The sequence below is a fragment of the Streptomyces sp. NPDC059166 genome (genome assembly GCF_042755185.1).
Lineage (GTDB): Bacteria > Actinomycetota > Actinomycetes > Streptomycetales > Streptomycetaceae > Streptomyces.
The window spans coordinates 39,584-53,659 of sequence record NZ_JBHZCI010000047.1 but is presented as its reverse complement, the minus strand read 5'-3'; the positions used below and the strand labels follow the sequence as shown (position 1 = coordinate 53,659).

The window sequence follows — 14,076 nt, the reverse complement described above, 5'->3', positions numbered from 1 at the left end:
TTACCACGGCGCCGCGTCACCTCCCCCCCGGTTGGGGGGGGGGGGGGGGGGTCGGCGCGGGGGGGGGGGGGGGGGGCGCCCCCCCCCCCCCCCCCCCCCGACCGGTCGGCGACACCGCCCCCGTCCCCACGGTGCGGCGCGCGGGTGGGCTGTCGTCATCCGCTCGGACGGCAGCCCACGTTCTTCAGTCCTCGCCGCCCGAAGGGGCCGGCGGGGAGGGAGGGAGGCCGAGGGCGGGCAGAACGGCGCACTCGATGAAGCGGGTCAGGAACTGGCCGTCGGTGTAGCGCTCCTCCAGCAGCGGGCGTGCGCGCATGACGCCCATCACCTGTGCGGCCACGAACTCCAGTGCGGGATTGCCGGCCTCGACCTCGCCGCGCTCGACGGCGCGTTCGACCATCGTGTCGATGGCGGCGATGGCGGGCGTGATCAGGGTGGAGCGCATGGCGCAGAGCAGGTCGGGGTTCTGGAGCGCCGCGTGGCTGAGGGCGTGCATGAGGGCGGTGTCCTGGCCGGACGCGGACTCGACGGCCCGCGCCGCCTCGCGGAGGTCGCCGCGGAGGGTGCCCGTGTCGATGCCGGAGAACAGCGGCCGGCGGGTGCTGTGCAGGGCGGCCACCACCAGTTCCGGCTTGTTCCCCCACTGCCGGTAGAGCGTCGATTTCCCGCACCGGGTCCGGGCCGCCACGCCCTCCATGGTGAGGGAGTCGTATCCGCTCTCCCGGAGCAGGTCCAGTACGGCGGTGTAGAGCTCCTGTGCCCGCTCGGGCGTGATCTTCGACCGGCGTGACGCGGGCGCGGATTCCTGGGCGGACACGGGTGACGGCATCTGCTTCCCTCCCTGCGGCACTGCGGCTGAGGATCCCTCGATACGTCAGTGTACCGATACGCCAGTGTACCGATACGACTTCGTATCGGTACACTGGCGTATCGATACGGCGTGGACTCGCCACGCCGTACGACGTATCAGCGCACCGTCAGCAAAGGGGCACGGGTGATGCACACCCGCAGTGAGCCTGCGGAGCGGGAGCCGGACACCACTGCCCGACCGCCCCTCGTCCGCGAACTGCTACTCGTGGCCGGACTCTTCCTCGTCTACAAACTCGGCCGGCAGGCCGCGAACGGACACGTGGAGGAAGCGTTCCGGAACGCCCGTCAGATCTGGGGCTTCGAGAGGGCCGCCGGTCTCCCCGGCGAGGGAGACGTCCAGGCGGTCCTGCTGCACAGCCACACCCTCGTCGAGGCGGCCAACACCTACTACGCGGCGGTGCACTTCCCGGCGACCGTGGCGTTCCTGGTCTGGCTGTACCTGCGCCGCCCCGGCCACTACGTCTGGGCGCGAAGGATCCTCACCGCGGTCACGGGAGCGGCGCTCGCCCTGCACCTGCTCTTCCCCCTGGCGCCCCCGAGACTGCTGCACGCGACCGGCCTCGTCGACACCGCCCGGGTCTACGGGCCCTCGGTCTACGCCGGCACCCCCACGACCGACTCCATGGCCAACCAGTTCGCCGCCATGCCCTCGCTCCACTTCGGCTGGTCCCTCGTGGTCGCCGTCGGTCTGATCGTCGCCACCCGCTCCCGATGGCGGCTGCTGTGGCTGCTGCACCCGGCGCTCACCCTGCTGGTCGTCGTGGGCACCGCCAACCACTACTGGCTCGACGCGGTCGTGGCCGCGGCGCTGCTCGCCCTGGCCTTCGCCGCGCTCCCGCTGCCGGCCGCCCGGGTGGCCGCGGTCCCGCGGTGGCAGGCAGCCGTCCCCGCCCAGCTCCGCACGACTCCCGCGTACGCACCGTCAGGGGGGCGGCGATGAACGCCACGCTCATAGCCGTCGCCCTCTCCCTCGTCTCCGCCGTCGCCTACGCGGCCGCCGCCGTGGCCCAGGCGAGGCTGGCCGGCCGGACCGACCCCGCGACCGGGACGCTGCGCCTGATGGGCCGCGGAGCCTGGTGGGCCGCGGTCGGTCTCAACGCCGCAGGTGCCGTCCTCCATGTCGCCGCCCTGAAGTACGGGCCGCTCACCCTCGTCCAGCCTCTCGGCGCGCTGACCCTCGTCGCCGCGGTCCCGCTCGGAGCCCGCTCGGCCGGCCGCCGGGTCAGCCGTACGGAATGGCGTGGCACCCTCATGACCCTCGTGGGCCTCGCGGCACTGCTCCTCGCCGCGGGCGGCGCGGCGCCCCACGACACCCTCAGCCTTCCCGAGGCGCTGTGCGTCGCGGCCGTGACCATGACGCTCGTCGCGGGGCTCAGCCGGCCCGGCGCCCGGCCCGGGCTCCGGCACGCGGCGGCGTCCGGCCTCACCTCGGGTGTCGCGTCCGCGCTCACCCAGACCCTGACCGTGGCGGCGACCGACCACTCGGGGCCTCTGCTCGACTGGCGGCTCGTCACGGTGGCGCTGCTGGTCTCGTTCCTGGCCCTGGGCGGCCTGCTGCTGTCCCAGACGGCCTACCGGGGCGGCCTCGGCGCACCACTCGCCGTGGTCACCCTCGCCAACCCGGTCGCCGCGGCCCTGATCGGCCTGTTCCTCCTCGGCGAACGTCTCCAGGGCGGACTGCTCGGCCTGCTTCCGGCCCTCCTCGGCGCCGTCGCCGCCGTCGAGGGCGTGATCCTGCTCAGCCGTGCGCAGGCCGGCGCCCCGACCCCGTCCGGTGCGCCGACCCCGTCCGGCGTCGCCACCGTCCCCGCCGACGCAGCCCCTGCCACCGTCCCGGTTCCGCCGAGGCGGCCGTCACGCGTCGTCATCTCCGCCCCCGCGCCCTCGGTGCCTCTCCCCGCCGAGCCGCTCGTCCTCCACGCGGCGCCGCCCGGGAGCTCCGGCTGAGCGGTGCCGAGCCGTGACGCCGCGGCGCTCCGGGGCCCGGGAGGCGGTTCGGGAGTGCCACCGGAAGCGGTGGGGCGGAGCACCGGCGACGAGGCCACAGGCGCCGGGCGGTCCTGCCCGTCAAGGGGCCGAAGGGTCCAGATCCTCGATCGCCCTGCTCAGCCAGCCCGTCCAGAACGTCTCCAGGTCGATGCCTCCGCGGAGGACCAGCCGCCGCAGCCGGTCCTCCTGGGCCGTTCGTTCCGGAGGGAAGTCGCGTTCCTCGATCTCCAGGTACTCCGCCAGCTGCTCCTGGTGCAGCGCCAGGTGCCGGCGCAGTTCCCCGACGAGGCCGGGCGCCCCGACGACCGCCGCCGCGCGCATCCGCAGCAGCAGCGGATCGCGGACCGGGCGGGGGTCCTCCGCCAGCGACACCCAGGCCGCCAGCTCCGCCCGGCCCTCGGGAAGCACCTCGTACTCCTTCTTCTGCCCCCGGGCCGGCTGGGCCGCCGGCAGGACCCGGATGTGCCCCGCCTGCTCCAGCTTGCCCAGCTCGCGGTAGATCTGCTGGTGCGTGGAAGGCCAGAAGTAGCCGATCGACCGGTCGAACCTGCGCGTCAGTTCGAGACCTGAGGACGGCTTCTCGATCAGGGCGGTCAGGATCGCGTGGGGGAGTGACATGGGTGCATCCTAGGGACGCCGCGGACGCTCTTTCACAGCTCGGCGGCCAGCTCGGTGCCCTGGCGGATCGCCCGCTTGGCGTCGAGCTCCGCGGCCACGTCGGCTCCGCCGATCAGGCGCACCGTACGGCCCGCGGCCCGCAGCTCGTCGTACAGCTCGCGGCGGGGCTCCTGCCCCGCGCAGAGCACCACGGTGTCGACCGGGAGCAGGCGCTGTTCGCCGTCGACGGTCAGGTGCAGCCCTTCGTCGTCGATCAGGTCGTACGAGGCACCCGCCACCATCGTCACCCCGCGGTGGCGCAGCTCCGTGCGGTGGATCCAGCCCGTCGTCCTCCCCAGCCCCGCACCCACCTTGGTCGCCTTGCGCTGGATCAGATACACGGTGCGCGAGGGCTTCGGACGCTCGGGCAGCCCCAGCCCGCCACGGCCCGTGTAGTCGGTGTCCACGCCCCACTGACGGAAGAAGGCGGCGGCGCCCCGGCTCCGCGCGTCCCCGTCGTCGGTCAGGAACTCCGCGACGTCGAAGCCGATGCCGCCCGCCCCGACGACCGCCACCCGGTCACCGACCGGCGCCACGCCGCGCAGCACGTCGAGATAGCTCACCACGCTGGGGTGGCCGACCCCCTCGATCGCCGGGGTGCGCGGCTCCACACCGGTGGCCAGGACGACCTCGTCGTACCCGTCGAGGGCCGCCGCCGTGGCCGGAGTACCGAGCCGTACGTCGACGCCCTCCTCGGCGAGCCGGGTACGGAAGTAGCGCAGGGTCTCGTCGAACTCCTCCTTGCCCGGTACCCGGCGTGCCACGTTCAGCTGCCCGCCGATCTCGTCCGCGGCGTCGAACAGCGTCACCGTGTGCCCGCGTTCGGCGGCCGTGACCGCGCAGGCGAGCCCCGCAGGCCCGGCGCCCACCACGGCCACGCGCCTGCGGGTACGCGTCGGCGACAGCACCAGCTCCGTCTCGTGGCAGGCGCGCGGATTCACCAGGCACGAGGTGATCTTCAGACTGAAGATGTGGTCGAGGCAGGCCTGGTTGCAGCCGATGCACGTGTTGATGGCGTCGGCGCGGCCGGCCGCCGCCTTGGCGACGAAGTCGGGGTCGGAGAGGAAGGGCCGTGCCATCGACACCATGTCCGCCCGGCCGGAGGCGAGAATCTCCTCGGCCAGTTCGGGGGTGTTGATGCGGTTGCTGGTGACCAGCGGCACGGAGACCGCGCCCCGCACCTTCTCCGTGACCCAGGTGAAGGCGCCGCGCGGCACCGACGTCGCGATGGTCGGGATGCGCGCCTCGTGCCAGCCGATGCCGGTGTTGATGATGGTCGCGCCCGCCTCCTCGACCGCGCGGGCCAGATGGACGACCTCCTCCAGCGTCGAACCGCCCGGCACGAGGTCCAGCATGGACAGCCGGTAGACGAGGATGAAGTCCGGGCCGACCCGCTCCCGCACGCGCCGCACGATCTCGACGGGGAAGCGGATGCGGTTCTCGTACGAACCACCCCACCGGTCCTCCCGGTGGTTGGTCTCCCCGGCGATGAACTCGTTGATGAGGTAGCCCTCGGAGCCCATGATCTCGACTCCGTCGTAACCGGCCCGGCGCGCGAGCGCCGCCGCCCGCACGAAGTCCTCGATCGTCGCCTCGACCTCCTCGTCCGTCAGCGCGTGCGGGGTGAATCCGCTGATGGGAGCTTTGAGCGCGCTCGGGGCGACGAGATCCGGGTGATGGGCGTAACGCCCGAAGTGCAGGATCTGCATCGCGATCCTGCCGCCCGCGGCATGGACGGCGGATGTCACCTCCCGGTGCTGCTCCGCCTCCGCCTCGGTCGTCATCTTCGCGCCGCCGGGGAAGGAGCAGCCTCGCTCGCTCGGTGCGATTCCGCCCGTGACCATGAGGCCGACACCGCCTCGCGCGCGGGCGGCGTAGAACGCCGCCATCCGTTCGAAGCCGCGCTCCACCTCCTCGAGACCGACGTGCATCGAACCCATCAGCACCCGGTTGGGCAGGGTCGTGAAACCGAGGTCCAGCGGGCTCAGCAGGGTGGGGTACGGGCTCATCCGAGGCTCCTCGCAGGTGTCGTCGAGCCAGTTGTAGACCACCCGCACCTCGTTATGCAACAAGTTGCACAATGACCTGTGTCGCAGTCGCCGCAAGGCCCGGCACACGAATGGCCCAACAGCACCGGGCTCCGGGGACCCGGGCGGCCGACAGTGGAATCCGTACGGCCAGATGCCGCCCGTCCCGCCGACAGGAGACCCTCATGACGTGTATCAACCGACGTGACCTCGGGCTTCTCGTGCTGAGGGCCGGCACCGGGGCCGTGCTCGCGGTCCACGGCTGCCAGAAACTGACCCACTGGTTCGGTGGCGGAGGCATCGAGGGGACCACCGCGGCGATGGAGGCCATGGGATTCCACCCGCCGAAGCACAGCGCCCTGGCCGCCGGTATCGGTGAGGCCGGGGGAGGGGTCCTGCTCGCCCTCGGCCTCGCCACCCCCGCGGCGGGCGCGGCGGCCGCCGGAACCATGGCCGGTGCCGTCGCCGTACACGCCCCGGCCGGCTTCTTCGCGATGGGCGGCGGATACGAGTACCCCGCCTTCCTTGGGTTCACCGCCGCGGCCATCGGCGTCACCGGCGCCGGACGCTACTCCCTCGACCACGCCACCGGACATGTGCTGGACCAGCCGTGGGTCGTCGCGCTCGCCTTCGCGGGCAGCGCCCTCGCGGCCGCCGCGGTCGTCGGCCGGCGTGCCAAGGGCCAGGCGTCGGCCGACGCCACGCCGGAGGACGAGACCGCGTAGCCGCTGCCGCACCCGCCCGCATTGATCGCCGATTCAGGGGCACCAGGCAGTGCATGAATGCGAACGCGCTGTCGATGAACGCACGAGGTCAGGCACGAAGAGCCGCGCGCAGCCGCGCCCTGGACGTGGGAGCAAGGGCCGGCTTCGTGGCGCGCGGGGTCATCTACCTTCTCGTGGGTGTGCTGGCCCTGCGCATAGCCTTCTCCGACGGTGGCGGCAAGCAGGCCGACCGTGGCGGCGCCATCGCGGAGATCGCCGAGAAGCCCTTCGGAAGCTTCCTCCTGTGGGCGCTCGGCGTGGCACTGGCGGGGATGGCCCTGTGGCGTCTGTCCGAGGCGGTGTTGGGACAGGCGGGACCCGACGGGGACAAGGCGACCAAGCGCGCCATGGCCGCCGGCCGATTCGTCTTCTACTCCTTCGTCTCCTACTCCGTGCTCTCCTACGCCGCCGGCGACAAGAGCAGCGGCAGCGGCTCGAGCGACAAGCAGACCGACGACGTCACGGCGCGGGCCCTGGAGTGGCCCGGGGGCCAGTGGATCGTCGGCGCCGCCGGGGTCGCCGTCCTCTGCGCCGGCCTGTGGATCGCCTTCCGGGCGATCGCCCGCAAGTACCACAAGCACCTGAAGACGGGGGAGATGAGCCGGAGGGTCCGTCAGGCCGTCGACGTGACCGGCGTGTTCGGCGGTGCGGTCCGCGGCGCCGTGTTCGCCACGGCGGGCGGATTCGCCGTAGCCGCGGCCGTGCAGCACGAACCGGGCAAGGCCAAGGGCATGGACGACACCCTGCGCTCCTTCACCGAGACGCCCGCGGGGCCCTGGCTGCTCGCGTTCATCGCCGTGGGCCTCGCGGCCTTCGGCCTCTTCTCCTGGGCCAACGCCCGCTACCGCCGGACCTGACCGGCGCGGCCGCACGGCGGCGCCCCCGAGCCCCTGGACACGGACCGCGCTCCAGGACGCAAGGGGGCACCGCGATGCCGGGACGGTCAGGCCTCAGGACCGTGGAACGCCGCCGCGGCCGCGAGTAGCCCCCGCACCCCGTACCCGATGACCGGCTCCGCCTGCGGCGCGAAGCGCGGCGAGTGGTTGCCCGGGGTTCCCGGACGCACCTGCGACGGGTCCTGGCCCTCGTAGAGCGCGGGGTCGAAGCCGCCCCACATCCAGAACACCGAGGGGCAGGTGAACGTCGTGCCGAACACACCGAAGTCCTCGCTGCCCGGCAGCGGGCGCTCCATGTGCTGCACCCCCTGCTCACCGTAGACGGTCACCAGGGCGGCCCGTACGCGCTCGGTGGCGTCCGAGTCGTTGACGGTGAGGGGGAAGGCGTTCAGCGGCTCGAACTCCGGCTCACGCGGCGCGCCCGCCGCCTGGGCCTCACCTCGTACGATCCGCTCGATCGCGGCGAGGACCCGGGTCCGCACCTCGGGGTCGAAGGTACGGACGTTGACCTTGAGCTCGGCGCTGTCCGGGATGATGTTCTCCTTGTGACCGGCCTGGAACGAGCCGACCGTCACCACCGCGGCGTCCTGCGCGGCGATCTCGCGGGAGACCACCGACTGCAGCCGCGTCACCACATGGGCGCCGAGCAGGATCGGATCGATCGCCAGCTCCGGCTGGGAACCGTGCCCGCCGGCTCCGTACAGGCGGATGCGGAAGCTGTCGGCGGCCGACATGGCCGTCCCCGGGCGCAGCGCCACCGTGCCGGTGGGCAGCGGGCTGACATGCTGGCCGAGGCAGACGTCCGGCCGGGGGAAGCGCTCCGCGAAGCCGTCGTCGACCATGGCACGGGCGCCGGCCGCGATCTCCTCGCCGGGCTGGAAGACGGCGAGCAGCGTGCCCCGCCAGCCGGTGCGGTCCGCGGCGTACAGGGCGGTGGCGCCGAGCAGCGCGGTGACGTGATGGTCATGACCGCACCCGTGCATCAGCGGCACCTCGCCGCCGTCGGGCCCGATCGCGGTGTCGGTCGACGCGTACGGCAGGCCCGTGTCCTCGGCCAGCGGCAGCCCGTCGGTGTCGGCGCGGAGCAGCACCGTGGGGCCCTCGCCGTTGGTCAGCGTGCCGACCACGCCGGTGGTCCCGACGTGCTCCGTGACCTCCCATCCCTGGGCGCGCAGTACGGCCGCGACGATCGCCGCGGTGCGGGTCTCGTTCATCGACAGCTCGGGGTGGGCGTGCAGGTCCCGGTAGAGATCGCCCAGAACCGGCAGCAGCCGGGTCAGGCCCTCGTCGGCCGGGGTGCCCGCGGGCAGCGCGAGCAGGGCGGGGGCGACCGGGCAGGCGGGCACGGGGGAGGGGGAGGCGGTCACACGGGACTCCTTCGCTGAATGGTGAGGACGGGGTGGGGGCGCGCGGTCAGTCCCGGAGGGAGGGCCCGATCCGGGAGTGGAGCGACGCGGAGGTCTGCGGGGCGATCAGGGCGAGAACGGCCGTCAGCGCCGCCCCGAGGCCCAGGACGGCGAAGGCGACGGTGAACGAGTACGTGTCCGCGAGGTAGCCCATGAGGATGGGCACCAGGATGCCCGCGGACTGGCCACCGAAGTTGATCATGCCAGAGGCGGCCCCGCTCAGCCTGGTCGAAAGGGTCCGCAGCGGCACGGCGAAGATCGGTGTGAAACAGAAGGTGCAGGCCGCGTACGCGAGGCAGAGCAGGGCCTCGAAAGCGACCAGGTTCCGCGCCTGGGTCATCGCCAGGACGGCCGCCCCGGCCACGGCCATGGAGGGTGCGACGAGCAGGGCGGGGCGGCCCTTCAGCCTGTCCGCGCACCGGCCGCTGAGGATCATGGCGATGCCGCCGAAGAGCGCGGGCAGCGCGCTGAGCAGCCCCGAACTCTCCAGCGAGAGCCCTCGCTCGGTCTGCAGGTAGGAGGGGATCCAGGAGTTCAGCCCCCAGGCGAGCATGCCGTATCCGAACAGCATCCCCACGTACAGCCACATCGGCGGGGTGGCCAGCAGCGCGCGCGTCCCGCCGCCCCCGGTGTTCTCCGGCACGGCGGCGGGCCGGGCGGGCGGCAGCAGCAGCTGCACCAGCACGAAGGTCGCCACGCCGAGTCCCGCCACGGCGAAGAAGGACATGCGCCAGCCCCACAGGGCGATGACGGGACCGGCGATCAGCGGCGCGACCACCGCGCCGAACGCGTTGGACGACGATATCCACCCGCTCGCGGTCATCCGCTCGGCCGGTCCCGTCCGTTCGGCGACCGCCTTCATGGCTGCCGCGGGGAAGATGCCCTGCCCGGCGCCGAACAGCACCCTGATCACCACGAGCGCGGCGAACGACCAGGCGGTACCGGTCAGCGCGGTGAACACCGACCAGACCAGCATCGCCCACAGCAGGATCCGCTTGGACCCGAACCGGTCGGCCAGCAGGCCACCGGGGATCTGGCAGGCCGCGTACGCCAGGAAGAAGGCCGAGAGGATCATGCCCTGCTGGGTGCGGTCGACGCCGAACTCGGTCCCGATGTGCGGCAGCGCCAGGTTGATCACGAGCCGGTCGATGTAGTCGACGATCCAGGCCAGGAACAGCAGACCCACGGTCGTCTTCGCGGCCCGGTCGAGCCGGACCCGTCCCCGCGCCGGGGTGGCGCTCGTGCCGTACGGCGGTGGCGGCGCGGGTGACGGAGAGGGTGTCGAGGTGGTGCTCACGGCGGCTCCACGATGTCTGACGCGGCTGGGGGAGGGCGCGCGCCTGGGCCCCCGGGCCGGATCCGCCCTCGGGCAGGCGCACACATACGTGCGGCGGACGTCCCTCTGTCAGGGGCCCGTCGCATCGGCGGATGCGAGTGGCCCCACAATGGTGGCTATGGCACCCACCCCCGCGCGGATGCCGGAATCCGTCGCACCCGGGGCGCAGGATTCCGTCTCACCGACGACCGGCGTACGCGACCTCGACGAAGCCGACATGGCGCTCGTCGACGCGCTGCAGACCAGTCCGCGCGCGCCCTGGTCGCGCATCGGCGCGGTGCTCGGCGTCGACGCGACCACCGCGGCCCGCCGCTGGGACCGGCTGAACTCCGCCGGCCTGGCCTGGAGCACCGCGTACGAGACCTGGGGGCCTCCCGGACACGCGGAGGGCCTGTGCGTCGCCTTCGCCGACGTGTCCGTGGCCGCCGGCAGCCTGGCCGCCGCCGCACGTGCCGCGTGCGCCGACCCACGGGTCGCCAGCGTCGAACGCACCACCGGCAGCACCGCGTCCGGCACCGACGGCACTCTCTTCCTCACCCTGTTCTGCTACGGGACCGCCGCCCTGACGCGTTTCACCGACGGACCGCTCGCCCGGCTGCCTGGCGTGCGCGACATCGGCTTCGCCGTGATGCTGCGCAGCTACCGGGAAGGCGCCGACTGGAAGGTGCACGCCCTCGACCGCGTCCAGCGCTCCCGGCTCGAATCCGCCGCGACCGGCGGTACGGCGACCGGGCACCACGGCGACGCCGACCGGACGCTGCTGCGGGCACTCGCCGCCGACGCGCGCCGGCCCTACAGCGAACTGGCCCGGGACACCGGCACCAGTGAGGCGACCGTACGCCGCCGCCTGACCCGGATGCTGGACTCCGGGCAGGTCAGGATCCGCTGCGACGTCTCCCACCTGGCGGCCGGACGGCCGGTAATCAGCACCTACCGTCTCTCCGTCCCGTCCGCCGAACTCGACTCCGCCGGGCGTCTGGCGGCCCGGTTGCCCGGGGTGCGGCTGTGCATGGCGGTGACCGGTGAGACGAATCTGCTCGTCTCGACCTGGGCCCGCTCGCTGAGCGAGGCGGCGGGCTTCGAGACCGGTCTGGGCAAGCGGCTTCCCTCCGCACAGGTCCGCCGCCGTGACATCACGCTGCTGACGCCCAAACGGATGGGGCGCCTCCTCGACGACCAGGGGCGGGCCCAGGGACACATCCCGCTGAACCCGCACCCGTGACAGCGACCCGGCGAGGGCTCAGTCCAGCCCTCTGGCCTCCTTGAACCGGGCGAGTCCCTCGGACAGCCCGACCACCGGCTCCGGGTAGTCGAGACGGGAGCGCCGGGACTCCGGCAGCTTCCAGGGCTCGTGCACCGCCGGCCCCGCGACCTCGGAGAGTTCGGGGATCCAACGGCGCACATAGGCGCCGTCCGGGTCGTAGCGCTTCGCCTGGGTGACGGGATTGAGCACCCGGTTGGGCCGGGTGTCCGTGCCCGTCCCGGCCACCCACTGCCAGTTCAGCTGGTTGTTGGCGACGTCGCCGTCCACCAGCAGATCCAGGAAGTGACGCGCCCCCACCCGCCAGTCCACGTACAGCGACTTGGTGAGGAAGCTCGCGGCGAGCAGCCGTCCCCGGTTGTGCATCCATCCCTCGTGGAGCAGCTGACGCATCGCCGCGTCCACCACCGGATAGCCGGTGCGTCCCTCCTTCCAGGCGGTGGTGTCCTTCTCGGCCGCCCGCCCGGTGCGCCAGCGGTCGTTCCGCGCACGGTAGTCCGTACGGGAGGCGGCGGGACGGGCGGCCAGGACCTGGTGATGGAAGTCCCGCCAGCACACCTGCCGCACGAATGCCTCCCCACCCGGGCCGCCCGCCTCGCGAGCCCGGCTCACCACCTCGGTGGGGGAGAGCGTGCCGAAGTGCAGGTGCGGCGAGAGCCGCGAGGTCGCGTCGCCCGCCAGGTCGTCGTGACGCTCCTCGTAGGCGGCCAGACCGTCACGCCGCCACGCGGTGAGAAGCCTGCGCCCCGCCTCCTCACCACCCTCCGCGAGCCCCGGGGACACCTCGCGCACACCGTCCCTCGACGGCAGCGCCGCGGATGCCGGGCCCTCCGGAACGGCGACGGTGCGGGGCGCCCGGAACACCTGGCGCAGCCCCTCCTCCGACCAGCGCCGGAAGTACGGGGTGAAGACGGCGAAGTGGTCCCGGTCCGGACCGGACGGGACCACCGCCCCGGGCGCGACGACGGTGACCACCGCGTCGTGCACCCGCAGACCGCACCCCTGCGACCCGAGGGCCTCGCGCAGCCGCTCCTCCCGGCGGTGGGCGAAGGAACTGACACCGGCCGCCGTGTGCACCGTGCCGGCCCCGGTCTCCGTGACGATCCGGCAGGTCTCCTCGACGGCGTCCCCCTCACGGACGACCAGACGGCCGCCGCGCTCGCGCAGTCCCGCGTCCAGGTCCCGCAGGCAGTCCGCCAGGAACGCCAGCCGGTTGGGGACGCCGAACCCGGCGGCCTCCACGGCCTCGTCCCGTACGAACAGGGGCACGACCTCGTCGGCGGAGGCCAGGGCGGCGTGCAGCGGGGGATGGTCGTGCAGTCGCAGGTCGGAGGTGAACAGCACCACGGCCACGGTCATTTCGTCCCGCCTTCCGTGCCCCGCACCGCGGCCCGGGCGATGTTGCGTGCCATCCCGCCGAAGACCAGTGCGTGGAAGGGGGAGACGCCCCACCAGTAGGCGTGGCCGAGCAGCCCCGCAGGGTGGAACACGGCGCGCTGGCAGTAGTGCGACCGGCCGTCCTCGCCCTCCTGCGCGTACATCTCCAGCCAGCCCAGGCCCGGCATCCGCATCTCGGCGCGGAGCCTGAGGAGACTGCCGCGCTCGATCTCCTCGACCCGCCAGAAGTCCAGGGAGTCACCGACCCTGAGCCGCTGGGCGTCCCGCCTGCCCCGGCGCAGTCCCACGCCGCCGGTGAGCCGGTCAAGCCAGCCCCTGACCGCCCAGGCCAGGGGGAAGGAGTACCAGCCGTTGTCACCCCCGATCCCCTCGATGACCCGCCACAGGGCTTCCGGCGAGGCGTCGACGTCGAGTTCCCGGACGTCGGTGTACAGGCTTCCGCCCGCCCAGTCGGGGTCGGTGGGCAGCGGATCGCTGGGGATGCCGGGGGTGGACGCGGAGGACCAGCGTGTCGTCACCCGCGCCTCACGCACCCGCTGCAGGGCGAGCGAGAGAGCGGTGGCGAAGGTGAAGGGCCGGCCGGGCCCGTCCGGCACGTGCTCGGCGATGTCGTGTTCCTGGCACACCACCTCGTACCGCAGGGACTCCGCGAGAGGCCGCGCGATCGACGCGGGAACGGGCGTGACGAGGCCCACCCAGTGGCTCGACAGGCCCGGTGAGAGCATCGGCACCGGGAGGATCAGCCGTTGCCGGAGCCTGGCGACCTCGGCGTACTTCTGCATCATGTCGCGGTACGTCATGATGTCCGGCCCGCCGATGTCGAAGCCGCGGTTCACGTCGGCGGGCATGTGCGCACTGCCCACCAGGTAGCGCAGCACGTCCCGCACCGCGATCGGCTGGATCCGGGTGGAGACCCAGCTGGGGGTGACCATGACCGGCAGCCGCTCCGTGAGGTAGCGCAGCATCTCGAACGACGCCGAACCGGAACCGATGATGACGGCCGCGCGCAACGCCGTGGTCGGCACACCCGAATCGAGCAGGATGCGTCCGACCTCGGCGCGCGAACGCAGGTGCGGGGAGAGTTCCGAATCGGGCACGTCGGGCGGGGTGAGCCCGCCGAGGTAGACGATCCGCCGGACGCCTGCCGCCTTCGCCCGCTCGCCGAAGACGCGTGCCGCCTCGCGGTCGGTCTTCTCGAAGTCCCGCCCGGAGCCCAGCGCGTGCACCAGGTAGTAGGCGATGTCGATGTCCCGCATGGCGGCGTCCAGGGACTCCGCGTCCGTCACGTCACCCTTGACCACCTCGGCCTCACCGGCCCACGGGTGGTCCCGCAGCTTCTCCGGGGTACGCGCCAGACAGCGCACCCGGTGGCCGGCCTCCAGGAGTTCGGGCACGAGCCGCCCTCCGATGTAGCCGCTCGCACCCGTCACCAGGCACCGCAGTCCGGCGCTGTCGTCCGTGCTCACCATGAC

12 protein-coding genes are annotated in these 14,076 nt (G+C 73.0%); 5 read left to right on the top strand and 7 right to left on the bottom strand.

From position 1 onward, the window contains the following. Nucleotides 1–184: 184 nt before the first annotated feature. Nucleotides 185–829 carry a TetR/AcrR family transcriptional regulator gene (locus ACFXOA_RS28050; protein WP_385034248.1) on the bottom strand — a complete coding sequence of 215 codons (645 nt, stop codon included), beginning with the start codon at nucleotides 827–829 and terminating at the stop codon, nucleotides 185–187. 165 nt (nucleotides 830–994) lie between these two features. Here ACFXOA_RS28050 and ACFXOA_RS28045 point away from each other — a divergent pair, with 165 nt between their 5' ends. Next, the gene (locus ACFXOA_RS28045; RefSeq protein WP_385034255.1) at nucleotides 995–1,810 is read left to right on the top strand and encodes a phosphatase PAP2 family protein; all 816 of its coding nucleotides are present in this window, start codon (nucleotides 995–997) and stop codon (nucleotides 1,808–1,810) included. After that, nucleotides 1,807–2,817: a DMT family transporter gene (locus tag ACFXOA_RS28040; protein ID WP_385034246.1), complete on the top strand. Its 1,011-nt coding sequence runs from the start codon at nucleotides 1,807–1,809 to the stop codon at nucleotides 2,815–2,817. The genes ACFXOA_RS28045 and ACFXOA_RS28040 overlap by 4 nt, the downstream gene beginning before the upstream one ends. Before the next feature lie 120 nt (nucleotides 2,818–2,937). Here ACFXOA_RS28040 and ACFXOA_RS28035 read toward each other — a convergent pair whose 3' ends face one another. Together ACFXOA_RS28035 and ACFXOA_RS28030 are read right to left on the bottom strand one after the other, a co-directional pair. Beyond that, the gene (locus ACFXOA_RS28035; RefSeq protein WP_385034244.1) at nucleotides 2,938–3,477 is read right to left on the bottom strand and encodes a PadR family transcriptional regulator; all 540 of its coding nucleotides are present in this window, start codon (nucleotides 3,475–3,477) and stop codon (nucleotides 2,938–2,940) included. A gap of 32 nt (nucleotides 3,478–3,509) precedes the next feature. Next, nucleotides 3,510–5,525: an FAD-dependent oxidoreductase gene (locus ACFXOA_RS28030; protein ID WP_385034253.1), complete on the bottom strand. Its 2,016-nt coding sequence runs from the start codon at nucleotides 5,523–5,525 to the stop codon at nucleotides 3,510–3,512. Between the two features lie 203 nt (nucleotides 5,526–5,728). Here ACFXOA_RS28030 and ACFXOA_RS28025 point away from each other — a divergent pair, with 203 nt between their 5' ends. Then, on the top strand, nucleotides 5,729–6,268 hold the full coding sequence (locus ACFXOA_RS28025) for a DoxX family protein (RefSeq protein WP_385034242.1): 540 nt from the start codon (nucleotides 5,729–5,731) through the stop codon (nucleotides 6,266–6,268). A 53-nt stretch (nucleotides 6,269–6,321) separates the two neighbouring features. Beyond that, nucleotides 6,322–7,164, top strand: a complete 843-nt coding sequence (locus ACFXOA_RS28020) for a DUF1206 domain-containing protein (protein ID WP_385034240.1) — start codon at nucleotides 6,322–6,324, stop codon at nucleotides 7,162–7,164. Nucleotides 7,165–7,250: 86 nt separating this feature from the next. On the opposite strand, the gene ACFXOA_RS28015 is transcribed toward ACFXOA_RS28020, so the two are convergent. Both ACFXOA_RS28015 and ACFXOA_RS28010 read right to left on the bottom strand, forming a co-directional pair. Further along, complete coding sequence (locus ACFXOA_RS28015) at nucleotides 7,251–8,570, bottom strand: amidohydrolase (RefSeq protein WP_385034238.1); 1,320 nt, start codon at nucleotides 8,568–8,570, stop codon at nucleotides 7,251–7,253. A gap of 46 nt (nucleotides 8,571–8,616) precedes the next feature. Beyond that, nucleotides 8,617–9,906, bottom strand: a complete 1,290-nt coding sequence (locus ACFXOA_RS28010) for an MFS transporter (RefSeq protein ID WP_385034236.1) — start codon at nucleotides 9,904–9,906, stop codon at nucleotides 8,617–8,619. 157 nt (nucleotides 9,907–10,063) lie between these two features. Between ACFXOA_RS28010 and ACFXOA_RS28005 the strand changes: the two genes are divergently transcribed. Then, nucleotides 10,064–11,167 (top strand): Lrp/AsnC family transcriptional regulator, encoded by a 1,104-nt coding sequence (locus tag ACFXOA_RS28005; protein WP_385034234.1) that lies wholly within the window; start codon nucleotides 10,064–10,066, stop codon nucleotides 11,165–11,167. Nucleotides 11,168–11,185: 18 nt separating this feature from the next. Here the strand turns inward: ACFXOA_RS28005 and ACFXOA_RS28000 are convergent, their stop codons facing one another. Further along, the gene (locus ACFXOA_RS28000; RefSeq protein ID WP_385034231.1) at nucleotides 11,186–12,565 is read right to left on the bottom strand and encodes a cryptochrome/photolyase family protein; all 1,380 of its coding nucleotides are present in this window, start codon (nucleotides 12,563–12,565) and stop codon (nucleotides 11,186–11,188) included. Continuing rightward, nucleotides 12,562–14,073, bottom strand: a complete 1,512-nt coding sequence (locus ACFXOA_RS27995) for an SDR family oxidoreductase (protein ID WP_385034229.1) — start codon at nucleotides 14,071–14,073, stop codon at nucleotides 12,562–12,564. The genes ACFXOA_RS28000 and ACFXOA_RS27995 overlap by 4 nt, the downstream gene beginning before the upstream one ends. Nucleotides 14,074–14,076 lie beyond the last annotated feature (3 nt).

What these genes read in the sequence shown, in the direction of transcription:
- ACFXOA_RS28050 (WP_385034248.1), bottom strand. Translation starts at nt 829, where the DNA reads ATGCCGTCACCCGTGTCCGCCCAGGAATCCGCGCCCGCGTCACGCCGG.
- ACFXOA_RS28040 (WP_385034246.1), top strand. Translation starts at nt 1,807, where the DNA reads ATGAACGCCACGCTCATAGCCGTCGCCCTCTCCCTCGTCTCCGCCGTC.
- ACFXOA_RS28035 (WP_385034244.1), bottom strand. Translation starts at nt 3,477, where the DNA reads ATGTCACTCCCCCACGCGATCCTGACCGCCCTGATCGAGAAGCCGTCC.
- ACFXOA_RS28030 (WP_385034253.1), bottom strand. Translation starts at nt 5,525, where the DNA reads ATGAGCCCGTACCCCACCCTGCTGAGCCCGCTGGACCTCGGTTTCACG.
- ACFXOA_RS28025 (WP_385034242.1), top strand. Translation starts at nt 5,729, where the DNA reads ATGACGTGTATCAACCGACGTGACCTCGGGCTTCTCGTGCTGAGGGCC.
- ACFXOA_RS28020 (WP_385034240.1), top strand. Translation starts at nt 6,322, where the DNA reads ATGAATGCGAACGCGCTGTCGATGAACGCACGAGGTCAGGCACGAAGA.
- ACFXOA_RS28005 (WP_385034234.1), top strand. Translation starts at nt 10,064, where the DNA reads ATGGCACCCACCCCCGCGCGGATGCCGGAATCCGTCGCACCCGGGGCG.
- ACFXOA_RS28000 (WP_385034231.1), bottom strand. Translation starts at nt 12,565, where the DNA reads ATGACCGTGGCCGTGGTGCTGTTCACCTCCGACCTGCGACTGCACGAC.
- ACFXOA_RS27995 (WP_385034229.1), bottom strand. Translation starts at nt 14,073, where the DNA reads ATGGTGAGCACGGACGACAGCGCCGGACTGCGGTGCCTGGTGACGGGT.